The 21,021-nt window shown below is 51.2% G+C and carries 13 protein-coding genes and 1 pseudogene; 13 read left to right on the top strand and 1 reads right to left on the bottom strand.

What is annotated here, in order from left to right; all coding sequences use genetic code 11:
* Positions 1-2 precede the first annotated feature (2 nt).
* The 10 genes and pseudogenes from tssK to VFA_RS12400 all read left to right on the top strand — a co-directional run bounded on the left by tssK (position 3) and on the right by VFA_RS12400 (position 17,299).
* A complete protein-coding gene (gene tssK, locus VFA_RS12445) occupies positions 3-1,337 on the top strand; it encodes a type VI secretion system baseplate subunit TssK (RefSeq protein WP_004727188.1) in 1,335 nt (444 codons plus the stop codon).
* A 2-nt stretch (positions 1,338-1,339) separates the two neighbouring features.
* Complete coding sequence (vasF, locus tag VFA_RS12440) at positions 1,340-2,113, top strand: type VI protein secretion system protein VasF (protein WP_004727187.1); 774 nt, start codon at positions 1,340-1,342, stop codon at positions 2,111-2,113.
* A 26-nt stretch (positions 2,114-2,139) separates the two neighbouring features.
* Positions 2,140-4,752 (top strand): type VI secretion system ATPase TssH, encoded by a 2,613-nt coding sequence (tssH, locus tag VFA_RS12435; protein ID WP_004727186.1) that lies wholly within the window; start codon positions 2,140-2,142, stop codon positions 4,750-4,752.
* Positions 4,753-4,754: 2 nt separating this feature from the next.
* Complete coding sequence (locus VFA_RS12430) at positions 4,755-6,344, top strand: sigma-54 interaction domain-containing protein (RefSeq protein ID WP_004727185.1); 1,590 nt, start codon at positions 4,755-4,757, stop codon at positions 6,342-6,344.
* Positions 6,345-6,388: 44 nt separating this feature from the next.
* Complete coding sequence (gene vasI / locus VFA_RS12425; RefSeq protein WP_004727184.1) at positions 6,389-7,000, top strand: type VI secretion system-associated protein VasI; 612 nt, start codon at positions 6,389-6,391, stop codon at positions 6,998-7,000.
* Between the two features lie 9 nt (positions 7,001-7,009).
* Positions 7,010-8,410 (top strand): type VI secretion system protein TssA, encoded by a 1,401-nt coding sequence (gene tssA / locus VFA_RS12420; protein WP_004727183.1) that lies wholly within the window; start codon positions 7,010-7,012, stop codon positions 8,408-8,410.
* Positions 8,411-8,428: 18 nt separating this feature from the next.
* Complete coding sequence (gene tssM, locus VFA_RS12415) at positions 8,429-11,974, top strand: type VI secretion system membrane subunit TssM (protein ID WP_038151712.1); 3,546 nt, start codon at positions 8,429-8,431, stop codon at positions 11,972-11,974.
* 52 nt (positions 11,975-12,026) lie between these two features.
* Positions 12,027-13,304 (top strand): type VI secretion system ImpA family N-terminal domain-containing protein, encoded by a 1,278-nt coding sequence (locus VFA_RS12410; protein ID WP_004727181.1) that lies wholly within the window; start codon positions 12,027-12,029, stop codon positions 13,302-13,304.
* Between the two features lie 186 nt (positions 13,305-13,490).
* Positions 13,491-15,980 (top strand): annotated as a pseudogene (gene tssI, locus VFA_RS12405) (type VI secretion system tip protein TssI/VgrG); the annotation flags it as partial.
* 737 nt (positions 15,981-16,717) lie between these two features.
* On the top strand, positions 16,718-17,299 hold the full coding sequence (locus VFA_RS12400; RefSeq protein ID WP_038151711.1) for a hypothetical protein: 582 nt from the start codon (positions 16,718-16,720) through the stop codon (positions 17,297-17,299).
* Positions 17,300-17,401: 102 nt separating this feature from the next.
* On the opposite strand, the gene VFA_RS12395 is transcribed toward VFA_RS12400, so the two are convergent.
* Positions 17,402-17,665 (bottom strand): DUF3012 domain-containing protein, encoded by a 264-nt coding sequence (locus tag VFA_RS12395; protein ID WP_038152245.1) that lies wholly within the window; start codon positions 17,663-17,665, stop codon positions 17,402-17,404.
* Positions 17,666-18,073: 408 nt separating this feature from the next.
* Between VFA_RS12395 and rbsD the strand changes: the two genes are divergently transcribed.
* From rbsD to rbsC, 3 genes are read left to right on the top strand one after another with little or no spacing between them, the layout of a single operon-like run.
* Positions 18,074-18,493, top strand: coding sequence for a D-ribose pyranase (gene rbsD / locus VFA_RS12385; RefSeq protein ID WP_038151706.1), 420 nt, complete (start codon positions 18,074-18,076; stop codon positions 18,491-18,493).
* A 31-nt stretch (positions 18,494-18,524) separates the two neighbouring features.
* Positions 18,525-20,030: a ribose ABC transporter ATP-binding protein RbsA gene (rbsA, locus tag VFA_RS12380; RefSeq protein ID WP_004727177.1), complete on the top strand. Its 1,506-nt coding sequence runs from the start codon at positions 18,525-18,527 to the stop codon at positions 20,028-20,030.
* Positions 20,027-21,010 (top strand): ribose ABC transporter permease, encoded by a 984-nt coding sequence (gene rbsC / locus VFA_RS12375; protein ID WP_014258007.1) that lies wholly within the window; start codon positions 20,027-20,029, stop codon positions 21,008-21,010. Before rbsA ends, rbsC begins: the two co-directional genes overlap by 4 nt.
* Positions 21,011-21,021: the final 11 nt, after the last annotated feature.

Here is a 21,021-nt window from a genome sequence, read left to right as displayed (position 1 = left end):
AGATGTTTGCGCGTAACCGAGTCATTTGGAATGAGGGGCTATTTATCAAGCCGCAACATTTCCAGCAGCAGCAACGTTATGTGGAGTACCACATCGACGAGCGCATGACCGCTGTCAGCCGTTATCTGTATGGCGTGTCTGAGCTGTCACTCAATCCTGAATATCTGTCGTTTGGTCGCATTGCCATTGAACGTGCGGTCGGCATCATGCCCGATGGCACCGCGTTTCGGATTCCGCAAGAAGATGCGATGCCAGACGCCTTAGAAATCGACGATGCGTCGCTGGCGAACCAACTGGTGTATCTGGCGGTGCCACTACGCAGTGAATCGCTGATGGAGGTCAACTGGCCGGAAGAGCGAGGCACCGGGCGCTATGTCAGTCGCCGCTTAGAAGTGCGTGACGTGCACACCGTGCAGGGCGATACCACGACCATCGATGTCTCGCCGGTGCGTATGCAACTGATGCTGGAAAAAGAAGATCGCAGCTCATTTGCCTCCATCGCCATTGCGCGCATTCTGGAAAAACGCCCGGACGGCAGCGTGGTCATGGACCCGGATTTCATCCCTTGCCACCTCAACGTGGTCGGCAATGCTGCGCTGCACCGTTTCATCAATGAAATGTCGGGCTTGATGCGCGAGCGCGCCAAGAACATTGCGCAGCGGATCAGCGCGCCATCGCAAGGCGGCGTTGCCGATGTGTCGGATTTTATGTTGTTGCAAGCCCTGAACCGCCTACAGCCACAGATGCAACATCTGGCAGAGCTGCGCAGCCTGCATCCCGAACGTTTGTTCGAATGCTTGGCGTCCGTGTGTGGTGAGTTGGCCACATTTACAGACGAAAGCCGTCTGCCGCCAACGCTGCCAAGTTATAACCACGATATGCCCAGTCAGTCGTTTGGTCCCTTAATTCGCAATCTGCGTCAGAGCTTGAGTGTGGTGCTGGAACCTCGCGCCGTTTCAATTCAACTGGACAAACGCAAGTACGGCCTGATGGTCGCGCCGGTGCACGATCCGCAGTTGATGGACAGCGCCGAATTTATTATTGCGGTCAAAGCGCGGATGCCGCTCGACGATCTGCGTCGCTTGTTTACCCAACAGACCAAAGTGTCATCGGTGGAAAAAATTCGCGAACTGATTTCCCTGCAATTGCCAGGTATCCCGTTGATTTCATTGCCAGTGGCTCCTCGTCAGTTGCCGTATCACGCGGGATACACCTATTACCAGCTGGATAAAACCAGCCCCGCGTGGGCGATGCTGAATCATTCGAGCGGCTTTGCGTTCCACGTCGCAGCAGCATTTGATGATCTCGACCTGCAATTCTGGGCGATTAGGAGTTAATCATGGCGTTAAGTAAAAAAGAGACCCAATACAGCAGCTTGCTCTTCGATGACGTGCAGCAGATCAACCATGATCAGGACTTCTGGTTCCAGCTGCGTGGCGATAATCCCAATGTGTTGATCGACGCAGCGACGCCGCTGTTTGGCTTGTCACTGCGCGTCCGTTCTTTGGCAGCCTGCGACAACATTGAGCAAATCTACAACCAGACCATTGAAGAGATCAAAGCGATCGAGATTGAGCTGGCTGAACAAGGCTTTGAGCACGCGATTTTGATGGCGTATCGCTACATCTTGTGTGCGTTTCTGGATGAAGCGGTGATGGGCACCGAATGGGGTGCATCCAGCGTATGGGCGGAGCATTCCATGTTGTCGCGTTTTCACAATGAAACGTGGGGCGGCGAAAAAGTATTCACGATTCTGAGCCGTTTGGAAGGCGAACCGAAGCGTTATCAGGCGCTGCTGGAATTCATTTATCAATGTTTGGTGTTGGGCTTTGAAGGCAAATACCGCGTGATGGATGGTGGCCAACTGGAACGTGAAAAGGTCATTACCCGTTTGCATGATGTTCTCGCGAGTCTTGAAGAGGAAGAACCGCAGGATCTCACGCGTGCCACCGACCATGTTGTGCGCGCCAAATACAAACTGAGCCGTCAGTTGCCGATTTGGTCGATTTTTGCCGGTTTTGCCCTGCTGTGGGTCGGACTCTTTCTCGGCTATACCTATTTGCTGCACAGCAAATCAAGCGACGTGTTAAATCAACTCAATCAAATACTTTAAAACAATTATAAGGCTAGGTAATCGCTGTGATTCGTATTGAACTACCCACTCTGATTTCAAAATTAAACGCCCAAAGCAAGCTGGCTCTTGAGCAGGCTGCCTCGCTGTGTATCGAACGTCAGCATCCGGAAGTGACGTTTGAACATTATTTGGATGTATTGACGGACAACCCGCTGTCGGATGTGCGCTTGATTCTGAAACAAGCCAATCTGGAACTGGATACCGTAAAACAAGCTTTGGCCGCCAGCTATGCGCGCGAACAAGTGCTCGATACGTATCCAGCATTTTCCCCCTTGCTGGTCGAGCTGTTGCAAGAAGCATGGCTGCTTTCCACCACCGAACTGGACCAAAGCGAATTGCGCTCGGGTGCAATTTTTCTTGCGGCAATCACACGCGCTGACCGTTATCTGCCTTTTAAACTGATCAGTCTGTTTGAAAGCATTAACCGTGAAAATCTGAAAAAACATTTTGATGTGATTGTGGCTGATTCGGCAGAAACTGAAGTCAGTAAACCCGCAGCAACGCAGGGCGCCGCCAATCGTCTGGAAGGGAACAATTCGCCGCTGACTAAGTACTGCACCAACGTGACCGAACAGGCGCGCAATCAAGAACTGGATCCGGTGTTGTGTCGTGAGAACGAACTCAACCTGATGATCGATATTTTGTGCCGCCGCCGCAAAAACAACCCGATTGTGGTCGGGGATGCGGGTGTCGGTAAAAGCGCCATGATTGAAGGCTTGGCGCTGCGTGTGGTCGCAGGCACCGTGCCGACACAGCTCCAAAACGTTGAGCTGCTCTCACTGGATCTCGGTTTGCTGCAAGCGGGTGCTTCGGTGAAAGGGGAGTTTGAGAAACGCTTGAAAGGCGTGATCGATGCGATTAAGAGCTCGCCAAAGCCGGTCATTCTGTTTATCGATGAAGCGCACACCTTGATTGGCTCCGGAAATCAGGAAGGCGGCAGTGACGCGGCAAACTTGCTGAAACCCGCTCTGGCGCGTGGCGAGCTGAGCACCGTCGCGGCGACGACGTGGAAAGAGTACAAAAAATACTTTGAAAAAGATCCGGCACTGACGCGCCGTTTCCAACTGGTGAAGTTAGAAGAACCGACGATTCCCCAAGCGGTCGACATTTTGCGCGGCCTCAACAGTGTGTATGAAAAAGCGCACAACGTGTTGATCACCGATGATGCGTTAAAAGCGGCGGCAGAATTATCTGCGCGCTACATCTCAGGTCGTCAGCTGCCAGATAAAGCGATTGATGTGCTGGACACCGCCTGTGCCCGTATCGCCATCAACATGACCACGCCGCCCAAACGTCTGGCGCTGCTCGAAACTGCGTGTCACCAACGTCAGTTGGAAATTGACATGCTGGAGCGCGCGCAATACCTCGGTCGAGACGTTGATCATGCTCGTCTGGATGAACTGCGCACTCAGGAACAGGCAGACGAAGCGGAAAAAGCCGCGCTGACCTCAAGCTGGCAGCAACAAAAAGAATTGATTGAGTCGATCATTAGTCTGCGAGCGGAACTCATGGCCATGTCGACGGCAGATGATGTGGAAGAGGATGCTCGCGCGGCACTGCAAGCTGAACTCAACACGCAATATCAAACGCTGGCGGCGATTGCGCACCATGAGCGTTTGATGCACCCCCAAGTCGATGCAGAGCAAATCGCCGAAGTGATTGCCGACTGGACGGGCGTTCCGGTTGATCAAATGAACACCGATGAACTGCATAAAATTACCCACTTGACGGACATCCTTGGCGCGGCCATCAAAGGCCAAGATACTGCGATTGAGCGTGTCCATCGCCATTTGTTGACGGCGCGTGCGGATCTGCGCCGTCCGGGACGTCCGAAAGGCGCTTTCTTGCTGGTGGGGCCGAGTGGCGTGGGTAAAACTGAAACGGTGGTGCAGCTTGCCGAACAGCTTTATGGCGGCAAGCAATTCCTCACCACCATCAATATGTCGGAGTACCAAGAGAAGCATACAGTTTCTCGCTTGATCGGGTCACCGCCAGGCTATGTGGGCTACGGCGAAGGGGGCATCCTGACCGAAGCGATTCGCAAAATGCCATATTCCGTTGTGCTACTGGACGAAGTGGAAAAAGCCCACCCTGAAGTACTGAACATCTTTTACCAAGCGTTTGATAAAGGTGAGCTGGCTGATGGCGAAGGACGCTTAATCGACTGCCAAAATATTGTGTTCTTCCTCACCTCGAATCTTGGTTATCAAACCATCGTGGATTTCGCGGACGATCCCAAGGCTCTGGATGAAGCGCTGTACCCCGAATTGGCCGCATTCTTTAAACCTGCGCTGTTGGCGCGTATGGAAGTGATTCCATATATGCCACTCAACAAAGCGATTCTGGAGCTGATCGTCAAAGGCAAACTGGCACGTCTGGAGAAACTGTTCCGCGATCGCTACAACGCTGAGGTGGTGATTGAAGATCGCCTGATTGAAGAGATCTTAAATCGCGCCACGCGCAGCGAAAACGGTGCTCGCATGCTCGAAGCCATCATTGAAGGTCAACTGCTGCCGCCTGTGTCGCTGGCGCTGTTGAATAAACTGGCAGAGAAGCAACCCGTGCATCGCATTCATTTGGATGCGCAGGACGGTGAATTCAAAGGAGAGGTGGCGTAATCATGAGTAACTGGCTCGCGTTCACTGCCGATCTGGTGGGCCTTCGAAAGCCTCACCAGTTGGCGACCCGGTTTGTTGACATTATCGCGCAGGAGCTTGGGCTTTCGAACGCGATGTTGTTGATGCCCAGCTCTGATGGTCGTCTCTTGGTCCCTCATGATGAACGCCTGACCTATTCATGGGCGGTCACCGATTTTGATAATCCGTTTGCGCATGTGCTGCAATCGTCAAAAGCTATGCATCTGACCGCGGAAGAGCTGGTGTTTTGGCAGTCAAATCGCACATTCAGCCAACTGGTGTCAAAAGTGGGAATGTTTGATTCCGTGTGGATTCAACCGTTGCCGATGGGGCATCGCCATGTGCAATCGATTTTGCTGCTGATTGGCGAAAGTCATGTGGTGGCGAACATTTTCCAAGATGATGCCTTCCTGAAATTCATCGATGTGTTCTCGCAGCAGTGGTCACTGCTGCATGACATGGAACGGGAAGAACAAAACCGCCGCGCGCTTAAAGAGTCGCTATGTGACATTCAACGTGATTCCGTGCAGCGTGTATTGGTGAGCGACCTGTCGCGCAAACTGATTGGCGACAGTGAGGTGATGCAGAAGCTGCGTGAGCAAATCGTTAGTGCAGCCAGCTCTAATTTGTCGGTGATGGTGCAGGGGGAAACGGGTACGGGGAAAGAACTGGCGGCTGAAGCGGTACACGATCTTTCATCACGCAAACATGCGCCGTTTGTGGCCATCAACTGTGCCGCCATTCCCGAAAATTTACTTGAAAGTGAACTGTTTGGGTATTGCAAAGGCGCCTTCTCGGGCGCAGACAGCGATAAGCAAGGACTGATCGCCCAAGCCAACGGTGGCACCTTGTTTCTCGATGAAATCGGCGATATGCCACTGGCGCTGCAAGCAAAGTTGCTGCGGGTGCTGGAGTCGAAAACCTTCCGTCCGGTCGGGGGCAAGCAAGAACTGACATCAGACTTTCGCTTGGTGTCGGCAACGCATGTCAACTTGCTGGATCAGGTGCGTCGCAAAGCGTTTCGTCAGGATCTTTACTATCGTCTGTTCCAGTATCCGATCACCTTGCCACGCCTTGCTTCCCGTCTGGATGATGTGGATCTGCTGGCGCAACATTTTGTGCGTGTGTTCAATCAGCAGCACGGCAAAAACATTCGTGGCCTGCACTACAGCGCGATCGATTGCCTCAAACAACATGATTTCCCGGGCAATGTCCGTGAACTCAAGCATCTGATTGAATTTGGCTGCGCGCAAACAGCCGATGGCACGCAGGTTGAAGAGCACTGTTTTACGCACCGCATTGCTTCGATGGCGATGCTATCGCCAGCGGTGTCTGCTCACGACGAGCCAATCATGCCGCAGGCAACTCAACCTCAGCACGCCCGAGCAACGACGGGACAAAACTACTCGGTGATTCACGATCTCAAACAAGCACTGAGCGACTTTGAAGAAAAAATCATTCGCGAACGCCTCAATCACTTTTCGGGTGACCGCGCCAAAGCGGCGCAGAGCCTTGGTATTCCGAAGCGCACCTTGGCGTACAAATGTCAGAAGCTGGAGATTAAGGCGTTATGACAAGATCGCGATATGCATTTTCCGGGGCCAGTGCACTGCTATTGATGCTGTCGGCTTCGGCATGGGCGCAAGAGTCTAATGCGTTGGTGATGCAGGCGGAGCAATGCCGCGCCATCACGGGGCGCTTAGAACGTTTGGCCTGTTTTGACCACGTTTTTCAAACGCCCGTGGATGAAGTGGCAAGCGCCCCTAAGCAGAACGTGCCACCGTCTTGGCAGCGAGCGATGCAAGCGGCTGGCGGCAGCGATGCGGCGATGGTGCTGGTGACTGAAGGGGAAGGCAAAGGCAGCAATGCTTGGGTCACGTTGAAGGCGCTCAATCGCACCACTCGGTTTGAGCACGATGCCAAACCCATCCTGATGATGAGTTGCATTGATAACCTGAGCCGCGTCGAACTGGCGCTGCCAAGCAGTGTGGACGATGCGCGCATTCAGGTATCGGTAGCCAATGCACCGCCGGAGTATCTGCGCAGCGATGACAGCGGTGTTCTGATGTCGTCGGCACGCGGCATTCCCGCCATTGAAATGATGAAATCGATGGCAAGAGCGCCGCGTCTGGTGCTGCGCTCCAACGCGCCATTTGCGGACGGTTTGCAGTTTGATGCAGGTGAGCTAAACGACGCGTTGTCGGCACTGCGTGAACGCTGTGGTTGGTAGGAGGCCTGCATGGAATTAACGGAATACCGCCGCTGTGTGGCACAGCCGATTGCCGGAGACAATCCGGTCGGCGAGCGTTTGATTGACGATCCTCTGTTTGAGTTTATCGAAGATCAAATGATGAAAGTGGGCTCGCTATCGCACGGCAGCGTGCAGTGGGACGAAGTGGAACACAGTGCGCTGAAATTGCTGCAAGGCAAAACTAAAGACATCAAGCTGCTGGTGTATCTGCTGCAATGCCTGCACAACCAACTGTCGCCATCCCGCTTTATTCTCTCCTTTGAGCTGATGAGCGACTTTATGGCGTCTTTCTGGGAAGCGAGTTATCCCGCGCCGGGCAAACGCGGCAACCTGCCAAGACGCAAGTTTTTCAGTCAGATTGCGCAGCGTTTTTCGATGGCGACTGAAAAAATCGATTTTAATCAGTTTGATGCGCAGGACCGCCAAGCATTGAATGAGGCGGTGGGTGCATGGCAAAACGTCATTGACGCGCAGGGGCTGAGTTCGGATGTGGTCGAAGCCGTGGCTCGCTCGGTTCAGAGTGAACTGAATAAAGTCGAAGCGCGTCAGCAAGCCGAACAGCAGCAAACGGCCAAGCCTGTTGAGTCGCCGCGCCCGACCACGACCAGTTCAGCCTTGTCGGTAGATAACTCCAGTGACAAAGCGGCCAAGCAGACGCTGCTCAAAGTCGCGGATTTTCTTGCTGAGCAGGAGTTTGGCATTGCGCTGTCGATTCGCCTGCGCCGCTACGCCGTTTGGGGGACGATTACCACGTTGCCGGATCACAAAGCCGATGGTGAAACCATGCTGCGCGGCATGCAGCAAGACCGAATGAAAGATTATCAGGATCAGATGCGTCATGCGGATCTGACGCTTTGGCGTAAGGTCGAGCAGAGCCTCACGCTCTCCCCGTACTGGTTTGACGGCCAACTGATGAGCTTCACCATTGCACAACACTTGGGTAAAGAGAGCTGGTGCCTAGCCATCACAGAAGAAACGCAGCAATTTCTCGCCCGGATGCCTTCGCTGCTGGAACTCAAATTTAAAGGGGGCGAACCGTTTGTTTCCGACAGCGTGAAGGAATGGCTGGCATCCGCCAACGGCTCGACTGGCGGGCAAAGTGTGGGCGGTGATTGGCAGGAAAAACGCAAAGAAGCGATGGCTTTGGCAAAAGAAGGCGGCATCGCGGTCGCCTTGTCGATGCTCAATGACGGCCTGGTGGCAGCCACGGAGCCGCGCGACAAATTTTACTGGCGGATGCTTTCTGCCGATCTGCTCAACGCCAATCATCTCGATGCGATGGCGAAAGCGCAGTATCAAACCTTACATCATCAAGTCACTACCATGCAGGTTACCGATTGGGAACCATCGTTGGTGGAACAATTAGAACGATATACAACGTCAGAGTAAACGAAGGACACAATTCACATGTGGAAATTTATTGTTGGAATAGTGAGAAAGCTCAAGCCGGGAATGGTGGCTGCTTTGCCGATTTTGCTATTCACCACGTTCATTTTACTGAACGTCGCAATTTGGTGGGCGGGCCCTTGGCTAGAGGTTTCCGGTCACAAGCCGCTCGAGTCTGTGGGGGCTCGTGCGGTCGCAAGCAGCCTGTTTACTCTGGGCGCATTCGCCGTTTGGGGCTTTTGGCAATGGCGTAAACTGCAAGGCTATCAAGCGCAGCAGAAACGTGATGAGCAACTGCGCCAAGACCCGATTCAGTTATTCGAGGAACGTCAGGAAGTCGAACTGAATCAGGTCATGGTCAACATGAAACAGAACCTCAATAAGCGCAATTATTTGTATGCGCTACCGTGGTATCTGGTGTTGGGGCTAGAAAATGCGGGTAAAACCAGCCTGATTAACCGCTCCGGCCAGAAATTTGTGTTCTCGTCGGTGATGCGTGCTTCAGGACAGAAAAGCGAAAATCCGTATTCGTTTGATTGGTGGATTGGCGATGAATCGGTACTGATTGACCCGGATGGTGAGCTGCTGACACAGGGCAATCGCAGTGAAGACAACGACGGAGCGATGGAGCGCCGTTTGTGGCTGCATTTTGTCAATTGGCTGGACAGAACTCGCAGTCGCCGTCCGCTGAACGGTATTGTCTTGGCGTTGGATGTGTCACACTTAGCAACGGCAACGGCATCGGAGCGTAAAGCCTACGCCAGTCTGCTGCGCGCTCGTCTGCGTGAGCTGATGGAAACTCTTTCAACGCGTTTGCCGGTGTACATTGCACTGACCAAACTTGATCTTCTGTATGGCTTTGAACCGTTTTTCAAACACTACACCAAGAGCCAGCGTGAAGAAGTGCTGGGCTTTACCTTCTCGCTGGATTCAATTGATAACTTGGATCACTGGTTGGAAGAGTTTGCCAAAGAATACGCCGAGTTTGTCGAGCGGATTCATGGGGTTTTGCCCCATGCGGTTTCGGCGCCGATGTCGCTGGATGAACGCAATGCCATCTACAGTTTCACGCGCCAGATCTCCGGTTTGAAAGAAATCCTGACGCAATTTTTCCAAGATGCTTTGGCGAGTGATCAGTTCTCCACTTCCGCACTGGTACGTGGGGCTTACTTTACTTCGGTGTATCAGCAAGGTGTGCCGACCAATGCGTTCGATGATGCGGCGTCGCGCCGTTACGGTTTATCGCATGCGGTCAATACTGCTCAGCGCGCGAAAAACTCAACCATCTATTTCACCCAAAAGCTGTTCAGTAACATCATTTATCCGGAAGCCGGACTGGCGTCGGATAACTTTCGAATTGCGCGCCAAAAGCGCCGCTTGATTGCGTTGTCGTTCCTCACTTGTTCGATTGCGACTGTGCTGCTTGCCGGGACTTGGCATCGTAACTACTTGGCCAACATCAAGCATTCCGATGCGGTGCTGGCGAAGGTGAACCAGTACAACGATCAATACCCGTCCAATGTCTATCTGGCGTCGCAAAAAGATGTGCTGGAGCCGCTGAACAAAATTCGTGAAGCCACGTTGGAGTTTGGTTTCTTCCGTGAAAAACCGCGCTTTATTTCTGATTTTGGCCTGTATCAGGGCCATACCATCGGGCCGATGGTGGAAGCGACGTATTTGAACCTGCTGGAAAGCCGTTTTCTGCCGCTGCTGATGGCGGATGTGGTGGTTGACCTGAATCAGGCGCAAACGGATGAAGAAAAACTGGCGGTGCTGCGCGTGTATCGCATGATGGTAGATAAAAGCGGTCGCTACAAAGATTACGTGATGGACTACTTTGCCAAATATTGGCAGCAGGAGTTCTCAGGTCGCCGTGAAATTCAGGAAGAACTGTTGGGTCACCTCGATTACGCCATGCGTCATACCGATTTAGCGGGTGAGCGTGCGCGCGGCGATAAAGTCGCCAATCAGGTGATGAAGCCGTATGACAATACCATCGCGAATGTGCAACGTGATTTGGGGTCAATGCCAAACGATCAACGTGTTTACCGTAACCTGAAGCTGAATGCGCAAACGGTGCTTGGCCCGGCGATCAACCTGCGTAATCTGGTGGGGCCGGTATTTGACGTGGTGTTTGAAGAGCGCGTGATGAACAGCAGCACGCTGTACATTCCGCAAATGCTCACCAAGCGCGGCTTTGAAGATTACTTTATGCCGCAGTCTGAATCGGTGTCGGAACTGGCATTGATCGACAGTTGGGTTTTAGGGCAGTCGAAGTCGGCGCAGTTCAGTGAAGCGGACAAACAAGCGCTGCGCGATAAGATTCGAAATCTGTACGTGGCGGATTACACCAACACTTGGCGTGCGGCGTTAAATGAAATCGACATGAAATATTTCAGCGATATCAATGATGCCGTCACGGTGCTGGACAACCTGACGGGCAACATCGAACCGCTGCAACGTCTGCTGCGTACACTCGACGACAACACCAAGATGTTTGCCGCCTTGCCAAAAGACGACAGCGCGCAGAAAGAGCTGCTCAAGAGTCCCAAATATAAAGTGGCCTCGATGATCGAAGCGCCGTTCTCTGATTTGAACAACATGATCAAACCCGTTGGTGATAAGCCTGCGTATCTTCATGAAGTGTTGGCATCGGTGGAAGAGCTGAAGAACTACCTGAAATCCATTCAGGATGCACCGGATGTTGGCATGGCAGCGCTTGATGCGACCAAGGCGCGAGTGAAGCTCGTCAATGCAGACCCAATCTATACTTTGAAACGCATCGCGTCTGGCTTGCCCAAACCGCTCGATACGATGGTCGCTAAACTGGCGGATGAGAGCTGGTATGTGGTGAAACAAGAGGCGATCAAACACCTCGAAGTGCGTTGGCATGAAGATGTCTACAAGACGTTCGAAGAGAAACTGGCGGGGCGTTATCCGTTCAATGCCGCATCGAAAAAAGATGCGTCACTGGAAGATTTCGAAGCTTTCTTTGCTCCGAATGGTACGCTGGATAGCTTCTACAACAATCAGTTGCGTATGTTCATCGAAGAGAACATCACGGTGAATAACGACGACACCTCGCAGTCGATCATTCGCAAAGACGTGCTCAGTCAGATCAAACAGGCGCAAAAAATCCGTGAAGCCTTCTTTAACCGCAAAGGCATTTTGGATGTCAGTTTCTCAGTTGAACCGCTGCGTTTGAGTGGCAATAAACGCCGCAGTGTATTGAATGTCGATGGTCAATATCTGGCGTATAGCCATGGTCCGCGCGATAGCGTGGAGCTGATTTGGCCAAACACACTGCGGGATTCGGCTGTGTCGAAAGTGACGCTGGTTCCGACCAAAACCAACATGTCACCACGCAGCATCAATATTCAGGGGCCGTGGGCATTCTTCCGCCTGCTTGACCAAGGGGACGTGGTGGCCGCGAGTACCACGTCGGTGGATTACAAATTTGCGGTGGATGGCGGCGATATGATTTACCGCATCAACGCTGAAGCCGATGCCAACCCATTTACGGAACGTCTGTTCAGATCGTTCAAACTGTCTAAAACCTTGTATTAAAAAAATAAAGGAGCGGGTTTCCCGCTCCTGTTGATTTAGGACGACGTTGTACATGTCCAACATTTTATTTATTGATAACGCTTACTACCGTTTGACCAATGACACCGATGTTATTCGTCAACTGGATGTTTACCAGAAAATCAGAGATGAGATTAACCGTCGATTTAATCCGTTAGCGGGGGGAACCGATTGGGAAGTCGTGCGCGAATCTTGTGACGCGTTGGCAAAGCGTGCCGGGCTGGACTTGTTGATGTGCGGTTACTTTGCGGTCGCCAATCTAAAAACGGTGGGATTAGCGGGGTATGCCAACGGGTTGGAATTGCTGAGTGTCAGTTTGAGCAATCTAAGTCAGCCGGATGTGAAAACCGCCAAGATGCGTAAAGAAGTCTTGGATTGGGTCAACGCCCGAGTGGTGCAGGAACTCAAAGACCTGAAGCCCAACTACGAATCGCTACGCGATTTATATCGTTGCGAACGTTTTTGCGAACGTATCCACCATCAGCTTGAGCGGCAGCAACCGGAGTATTTGGTGGATTTCGAAGGCGTCGGGTTTGCGCTCTTTGAACACATCGACCGCATTGAAACCCAATATCACAGCCTAGTGAAACGGCAGCACCAACAGGCGGGGGACGCAGAGCCACAAGTGCTGCGACGCGTCCATCGCATGCGATTGTCGCTGGCCTTTGTGACGGGTTGTGTTTTGTCTGTGGGCGCGGTGTGGGCATATCAGGTGATTCCGTGGTTTCACACCAGCGATTACGCCATGCGTGTTGAGGTCGCGACGCTCAGCAGTGACGATGCGCGCCGCCATTTTCAACAGTCTGTGTCTGACAATCAAATTGCACGTTGGAAAAGCGATCTGGTGCCACTTTATGAGCAATCAATCGGGCAAAAAAGCGCTATTTCGATGGAACAGAGCAAACGCGAAGCGATGCATGAAATGGCAACACTACGCACACTCTATCCAGACGATGAGCAAATTAAAACAAGCGATGAAGCGTTTAGTGCAGCGCAGCGAGCTGCACTGGAGCAAACCGAACTGTTTGTGCAGCGATTTGGTGAAATTCGTACCAAGATGGCCAATATTTCGCTGTTGGCCAAGCGCGAAAAATGGCGTGATTTACAGCGCCAGACCAAATCGTTGGAAGATTTTGCTGTGAGTTTGTCGCCGGTCTATGGCCGGGTCGATTATGTGCAGAATCTGATTAAGCAAGGCGAAATCGAATCGGCGCGCAAAGAGTTGGAGATTCTGAAAACTCGTCTCAATAATTTGAGCTGGACGATGGCTCAACTGGAAGAGTCGTTGAGTGGGCAGCCAATCGCGCAATAGTGCAACAAGACCAAGAAGCAAGAAGTTGCGATAAAAGCAGCTTCTTGCTTGGGGCAGGCAGATAGTTGCCTTAATGAGTGAAGAATCCATTTTAACTCATTGAATATCAATAAAAACAAACTGGCACTGCGCTTGCTGACTATTCGGCGCATCAAGTGAAATCAGTGACATCATAGGAATGGCAGGATGGCGACGTTAAAGTATCAGTTTCATGTGGAAGGTCTGGAGGACGACACGCTGGTGGTGCGTGGGTTCGAGGGGCAGGAGACGCTTTCCAGCGAACGCATGAATGGGCAGCTATTGAATGAACAACCGTGCCACGGTTTTCGTTATGAACTGGAATTGGCCAGTCGGCTTGCCAATTTAACGCCGGAGACGGTGGTAGATAAAGTCGCGGAGCTGACGCTCTATCGCGACGATGTGCTCGTTCAACGCGTGAACGGCATCGTGCGTTGCTTTACGCAGGGCGATACCGGCCACCACCACACCTTCTATTCACTCACGTTAGTCCCTGCTTTAGAGCGTTTGTCTCTGCGCCACAACAGTCGCATCTTCCAACTTAAAACCGTGCCGGAAATCCTCTCCATTCTGTTGCAGGAAATGGGCATCAACGACTACGCCTTTGCGCTGACTCGCGACTGCGCGCAGCGTGAATTCTGCGTTCAGTACCGTGAAACCGACTTAGATTTTCTTCATCGCCTGGCGGCCGAAGAAGGGCTGGTGTACAGCTTTATTCATGAAGAGGGCAAACACACGCTAATATTCAGTGACGCCACAGACAGCCTGCCGAAACTCGGCGAGCCAATCCCGTACAACACGCTAGCAGGCGGCATGATTGAATCGCCCTACATCTCGGTGCTGAGCGTGCACACCCAATCGGAGGTGAGTCAAACGGCGCTGCAGGATTACAGTTTCAAAAAGCCGACATACGCCTTTGCCCAGCAAGCGGTCGGGACCGAAATGGACTACCAGCAACCTGATTACGAACATTTCGATGCGTCGGGGCGGTATAAAGACGATGTTAGCGGCAAAGCGTTCAGCCAGATCCGCCTCGATTACCTGCGCCGCAACGCGCACACCGCAACCGGCAAAAGCAACCAACCGCTGCTGCGTCCGGGGGTGAAGTTTGACCTGCAAGAGCACCTCGATGACACCTTAAACCGAGATTGGTTGGTGGTGCGTGTCATCAGCCAAGGCACGCAGCCTCAGGCGCTGGAAGAAGCTGGCGGCAATGGCGCGACCACCTACGCGAACCAATTCTCGCTCATCCCGGCGCATCGCACCTGGCGCGCCACGCCGCAAGCCAAACCTCAGGTTGATGGCCCGATGATTGCCACAGTCGTTGGCCCAGAAGGCGAAGAGATCTTCTGTGATGAATACGGCCGCGTCAAACTGCATTTCCCATGGGATCGCTATTCCAACGGTGATGAGCACAGTTCGTGCTGGGTGCGTGTCTCGCAAGGGTGGGCGGGCAGCCAATACGGCATGATCGCCATTCCGCGCATTGGTCATGAAGTGATAGTGTCGTTTCTCAATGGCGACCCCGACCAACCAATTGTCACCGGCCGTACCTATCACGCCACCAACACTGCGCCATATACGTTGCCAGACAACAAAACCAAAACTGTGCTGCGCACCGAAACCCATCAAGGGCAGGGCTATAACGAACTCAGTTTTGAAGACCAAGCCGGCAGCGAACAAATTTACCTGCACGCGCAGAAAGACTTTGATGGCCTGATTGAAAACGACCACACCAGCGTGATTAAGCACGACAAACACCTCACGGTGGAGAACGATCGCTTTACTCAAATTAAAAACAATCAGCATCTGACGGTGGGCGGTGAAAGCCGCACCAAAATCGTGGCTGACCGTAGTGTTGAGATTGCTGGCGCTTCACAAAACAAAGTCGCTAAGCTGATTGCTGTGCAAACCGGGCGTGAAATTTCACTGAAAGGTGGCACCAAAATTGTGGTCGAAGCTGGTGCAGAGGTCACCTTAAAGGCAGGAGGAAGTTTTGTGAAGGTGGACGCCGGTGGCGTCCACCTTTCAGGATCCGCGATTAACCTTAATGCTGGGGGAAGTGCAGGCAGTGGGAGTGGTTATGGCGGCAAGTCCGCCCTGCTTGCCAAGAATCTTGTCAGTTTGGAATCGCCAGCAGAATTGCAACTGGCGGCAATTCAATCCACCCAAGTCGCTGGTGAGGCAAATGTCGTGACCGTGTCTGAACTGGTGGCCCCCGTCTTAGGCGAGGGCGCTCAACAGCAGAGCGCATCATCTCAGGCAGCATCGGGTTCAGCGGTAAATTCAACGCAAGCTGAGCCGCAAGCGGAGAACGACGTTGAATCAACGAAAGAACCTCGACTGAAATCTGATGTGTTGAAACCTTCCGAAACGCTCAATCAATTGGCAGACCGTGAAGTTGCTTCCTACAAAACGGGTTCAAAAGGTCAAGAAGTTGAATTGATTCAGAAGGCACTGATAAAACTGGGGTTTGATCTCGGTACCTACGGCGCCGATGGTAGTTTTGGCAGTACTACGGAACGTCAGGTCAAAATGTTCCAGCAAAGCTATACGCCGTCCCATTCAACACATCCCGACTATAAAGTCGGCAAGGCTGATGGCATTGTGGGTCAAGGAACCTTGCTGGGTTTGGATGAGGCATTGGTTGATGGGTGGGTTTGTGAGCTGATTACTAAAGGTATGTTGGACACTGTTTGTCCAGGTTCGGGAAACGATCAGAGCTTATTGGCAGCATTAAATAAATATTGTCCATTGTACGAGATCAATACGCCTGTTCGAATTAGCCACTTTCTTGCTCAGGTGGCCCATGAAAGTGGTTGCTTTAGTAGTCTTGTTGAAGGCAGCAACTATCAACATATGGCAGCAAAAATCAAATTTTCAAAGTATAGCGCTTACGTAAACTCATTGAAACCTGGATCAGTAAATCGATTTTTACGAGAAGATAATCCGTCAAGATGCAAGCAACCAGATCTGTTTAACTTTGTCTATTCAGATAGCAATGGGAATGGTGATGAAAGCTCAGGGGATGGGTACAAATATCGAGGTAGAGGGCTGATTCAGATTACAGGTAAAGGAAAGTATGAAAAGTTCACGACTACGCACAACGCTAAAAGTACAGATGATCTTCGAGATTTTTCAACGATGCCAGAGTTAGTGTCGGATAATATTGATTATGCTGTAGAATCTGCATGTATGTATTGGCGAAATTGGGGTGCTTTATCTAAGAAGTTTAATGCGAATGGAGACATCAATGTTCTGATAGATAATGCTCCGGATGATATAAAGTTGGTAAGCCAAGCGGTAAATGGTGGAAATTACGGAAGTTCTAATGGATTAGAGGACCGTATGAACAAGTTTGATAAATTAAAAATTTATTTTGGATTGTGAATATTATGAGATATTTATTGCTTTTTATGTCGTTTTTTTCGCCTCTAGTTTTTTCTCAACCTAGTGAAAAAAGTGTTCATAGTTTGATCCAAACATCTTATTTGGAAACAGAACACGAAAATATATCGTCATTTAAACACAATGACTTTGAAATTTATTTCGAGAAAAATGGTTTTATCAAAAACGAAGAAGGATTGAATAACGAATCTTTGTCAGTTTTCTACGTTGTCGATGGGAAGCAATCTCTCCTATTTCGTCAAGAAGAGTTTAACCCTTATGGACAGAGCGCGTTAGTGCTTACATGTAAAAGTGGTGATAAGACAATTTTGTTTGTTCAAACGAGATTTTCTAGCTCTAGTAATATATATCCTTGGTATATTCAATTTACGCCATATATATATGAATATATGAATGGAAAGTTCGACAGAGATGAAATTAAAGAAAATAAATACTTTTACGGTGATGATTATTTCAATCGCTTAATCATTGACGATGAGCCGCCAAAAGTTAATTACCCTTACTATGATGAAAAAAGGGTTTATAAAAGACTTTTTGAAACCCAAGTATGCAATGATTTCGACGACTAAGAATTCCTCCCAGATCTGCGAAGATCGAAGATCCAGCGTGACTCACTCCAAAAAATCAGGCCACTCGGCCTGATTTTTTATTACACGAACGATCTGAATTGATTAAAAGATGCAGTGCTTGGCGTAGGAGGTGGCTTCGTTTGCAGTCCAGTCGCCTTTCGGTTTGGCATCCATACTTTCACACCATTGGGGCGTTCCGATCTCTTCTTGGAACAAGCAGTGTTTCGCGAAATCGACGGCGTTTTGCGCGCTCCATTCATTCTTTGGTTTTTCACGCATATCCTGACACCAGCCAGCGCTACCGACCTCATTGTCACACGCGGTGAGGGCGAGTGCGCTTAGCATGACCAGTGCAATTTTCTTTATCATAAACAATCCTTTTCCGCTGCAAGTGCTTAATGCGCGTCACTATACCCAAATTGGTTGAAGCTTTGTTAAATCTAGGCCAAATATCTGCGCTCGACCAGAGTTTATCGCATGAGGCAGTGGCGGGCTGGAATGCATGTGAATGCTTATTGGATGTCGGATTCGCCGTTATCGATGCCGATCAAAAAGCGGTCTTGATGATAGAAATCTCAGTGATCACACTCACCCTTTGTAGGCATTGTGAATCGATTTCGGCGATCGAACTCACACTCTGATTTTTACCTTAGTGCAAATCAAAAAACTTGCGTTAGGATTTCATCGAAACGTTTCGATGAGTGTTTTTCTTACTTTTCTGCCCTAGAAAATGCTCGGAAGAAGTCGAACGTGAGCGAACACGAAGGTAAAACGATGAAAAAAAGTACCCTACTTAATGCTGACCTCTCTCATTTGGTCGCGACGCTTGGTCATACCGATGAAATCACCATTTGTGATGCGGGTTTGCCGATTGCTGAAGAGACACAACGTATTGATTTAGCCCTCACGCATGGGGTGCCCAGTTTTATGGACACCGTACGCGTGATCTTGTCGGAATCACAAATTGAAGGTGTGGTACTGGCGGAAGAATTTGCCAAAGTTAGCCCCGCACTACACGCTGCGCTGCTTGACGAGCTGAAAGCCGAAGAAGTACGTTGCAACAAATCCATCGCCATCGCTTACGTCTCTCACGAAGAGTTCAAAGCTCGTACTCATTACAGCCGTGCTGTTGTGAGAACCGGAGAATGCACGCCTTACGCAAACGTGATTTTCCAAGCTGGCGTGGTGTTTTAACGCCACGCTCACACTCGATTGAGGACTGATTATGACTCAACCAATTCTGGCTCTCAGCAACATTGAAAAAGCGTTTCCGGGCGTGAAAGCGCTGGATAAAGCGAGCTTGAACGTCTATCCGGGCCGCGTGATGGCGTTGATGGGCGAAAACGGCGCGGGTAAATCGACGCTGATGAAAGTGCTGACTGGCATCTATACCAAAGATGCTGGCAGCATCGAGTATCAGGGTCAACCAACCAGCTTTAAAGGTCCGCGTGATTCGCAACACGCAGGCATCAGCATCATCCACCAAGAGCTGAACCTGATCCCGGAACTGACGATTGCGGAAAACATCTTTCTGGGGCGTGAAAAAACCAGCGCGCTGGGGCGCATTTTGTGGTCACACATGTATGCCGAAGCCGACAAACTGTTGGCACGCCTGAACGTGAAACACAGTTCGAAAACGTTGCTTGGCGAGCTGAGCTTGGGTGAGCAACAGATGGTGGAAATTGCCAAAGCGCTGTCGTTTGAATCCAAAGTGATCATCATGGATGAACCAACGGACGCGCTGACAGACACCGAAACCGAATCGCTGTTTAACGTGATCAACGAATTGCGCGCGCAAGGGTGTGGCATTGTTTACATCTCGCATCGCCTGAAAGAGATTTTTGAGATTTGTGATGACATCACGGTGCTGCGTGATGGCAAATTTATTGGCCAGTGCCGCGTCGCGGACACCAATGAAGACGGCCTGATTGAGATGATGGTTGGCCGCAAGCTCGAAGAACAGTACCCACGCGTCGCCGTGAAACATGGTGACGTGTGTCTTGAGGTGATTGGTCTGACGGGCTCGGGTGTGCACGATGTCAGTTTCACGCTCAATCGCGGCGAGATCTTAGGGGTTTCCGGATTGATGGGCGCCGGCCGTACCGAGTTGATGAAAGTGATTTATGGTGCGCTGCCTTCTGAACGGGGCGTGATCAATCTCAACAACCGAACCATTAACCCCGTCAGCCCACAAGATGGACTGGCCAATGGCATCGCGTATATCTCGGAAGACCGCAAAGGCGATGGCTTGATCCTCGGTTTGTCGGTGAAAGAGAACATGTCGTTGTGCGCGCTCGATCAACTGACCAAAGGTGTGCAAATTCAGCACAGCGATGAAGTGATGGCGGTGGAAGATTTCATCAAGCTATTCAACATCAAAACGCCAAGTCGCGATCAAATCATCGGCAATTTGTCTGGCGGTAACCAACAGAAAGTGGCGATCGCCAAAGGGCTGATGACACGTCCAAAAGTATTGATTTTGGATGAACCGACCCGCGGTGTGGATGTTGGTGCGAAAAAAGAAATCTACCAACTGATCAACAAATTTAAAGCCGATGGCATGAGCATCATTTTGGTGTCTTCTGAAATGCCAGAAGTGCTAGGCATGAGCGATCGCATTCTGGTGATGCATGAAGGTCGCATTAGCGGAGAATTCGACGCGAAAGATGCCAACCAAGAAAATCTACTGGCGTGTGCCGTTGGCAAAACGCTGAACGAGGACGCAGCATGAGTACAAAAAGCATGACCAACCCAACCCAAACTGGCGGCAGAAAGCTGCTGAGTAAAGAGTGGCTGATTGAACAGAAATCTTTGATTGCACTGCTGTTTCTGATCGTCGTTGTCTCGTTTCTAAACCCGAACTTTTTTACCTTCGATAACCTGATGAACATTCTGCGTCAAACGTCGGTGAATGCGATCATCGCCGTGGGGATGACGCTGGTCATCTTGACCGCGGGCATTGACCTGAGTGTGGGTTCCGTACTGGCATTGTGTGGTGCGTTTGCCGCCAGCCTGATTGCGATGGAAGTGCCCGTGTTGGTGGCAGTACCGACGGCGCTGCTCGCAGGCGCGGTTCTTGGTGGGATCAGTGGCATCATCATCGCCAAAGGGAAAGTGCAGGCGTTTATCGCCACGTTGGTGACCATGACGTTGCTGCGTGGCGTGACCATGGTGTACACCGATGGTCGTCCTATTTCGACTGGCTTTACCGATACGGCGGATGCATTCGCTTGGTTTGGTACGGGCTACGCGCTGGGCATTCCTGTGCCGGTGTGGATCATGGTGGTGGTGTTTGCAGCGGCTTGGTATCTGCTCAATCACACGCGCTTTGGCCGCTATGTGTATGCGCTGGGCGGTAACGAATCTGCGACACGTTTGTCGGGCATCAACGTGGATCGCGTCAAGATTGGTGTCTACGCCATCTGTGGTCTGCTCTCTGCATTGGCGGGCATCATCGTGACTTCTCGTCTCTCTTCTGCGCAGCCAACTGCGGGGATGGGATACGAACTGGATGCGATTGCAGCCGTTGTTCTGGGCGGCACCAGCTTGATGGGCGGTAAAGGTCGCATCATGGGCACCCTGATTGGTGCGCTGATTATCGGCTTCCTCAATAACGCATTGAACCTACTCGATGTGTCTTCTTACTACCAGATGATTGCAAAAGCCGTCGTGATTTTGCTCGCGGTACTGGTAGACAACAAAAACAAGTAAACAGTGAAACC

It is taken from the genome of Vibrio furnissii CIP 102972 (genome assembly GCF_000176175.1).
Classification (GTDB): domain Bacteria; phylum Pseudomonadota; class Gammaproteobacteria; order Enterobacterales; family Vibrionaceae; genus Vibrio; species Vibrio furnissii.
Note: the sequence above shows the minus strand (reverse complement) of the source record. Positions and strands in the feature narration are given on the sequence as shown.

Excerpts from the sequence above, each read along its gene's own strand:
- VFA_RS12430 (WP_004727185.1), top strand. The coding sequence starts at position 4,755 with ATGAGTAACTGGCTCGCGTTCACTGCCGATCTGGTGGGCCTTCGAAAG.
- VFA_RS12410 (WP_004727181.1), top strand. The coding sequence starts at position 12,027 with ATGTCCAACATTTTATTTATTGATAACGCTTACTACCGTTTGACCAAT.
- rbsA (WP_004727177.1), top strand. The coding sequence starts at position 18,525 with ATGACTCAACCAATTCTGGCTCTCAGCAACATTGAAAAAGCGTTTCCG.
- rbsD (WP_038151706.1), top strand. The coding sequence starts at position 18,074 with ATGAAAAAAAGTACCCTACTTAATGCTGACCTCTCTCATTTGGTCGCG.
- tssK (WP_004727188.1), top strand. The coding sequence starts at position 3 with ATGTTTGCGCGTAACCGAGTCATTTGGAATGAGGGGCTATTTATCAAG.
- rbsC (WP_014258007.1), top strand. The coding sequence starts at position 20,027 with ATGAGTACAAAAAGCATGACCAACCCAACCCAAACTGGCGGCAGAAAG.
- tssA (WP_004727183.1), top strand. The coding sequence starts at position 7,010 with ATGGAATTAACGGAATACCGCCGCTGTGTGGCACAGCCGATTGCCGGA.
- vasF (WP_004727187.1), top strand. The coding sequence starts at position 1,340 with ATGGCGTTAAGTAAAAAAGAGACCCAATACAGCAGCTTGCTCTTCGAT.
- tssM (WP_038151712.1), top strand. The coding sequence starts at position 8,429 with ATGTGGAAATTTATTGTTGGAATAGTGAGAAAGCTCAAGCCGGGAATG.
- VFA_RS12400 (WP_038151711.1), top strand. The coding sequence starts at position 16,718 with ATGAGATATTTATTGCTTTTTATGTCGTTTTTTTCGCCTCTAGTTTTT.
- vasI (WP_004727184.1), top strand. The coding sequence starts at position 6,389 with ATGCTGTCGGCTTCGGCATGGGCGCAAGAGTCTAATGCGTTGGTGATG.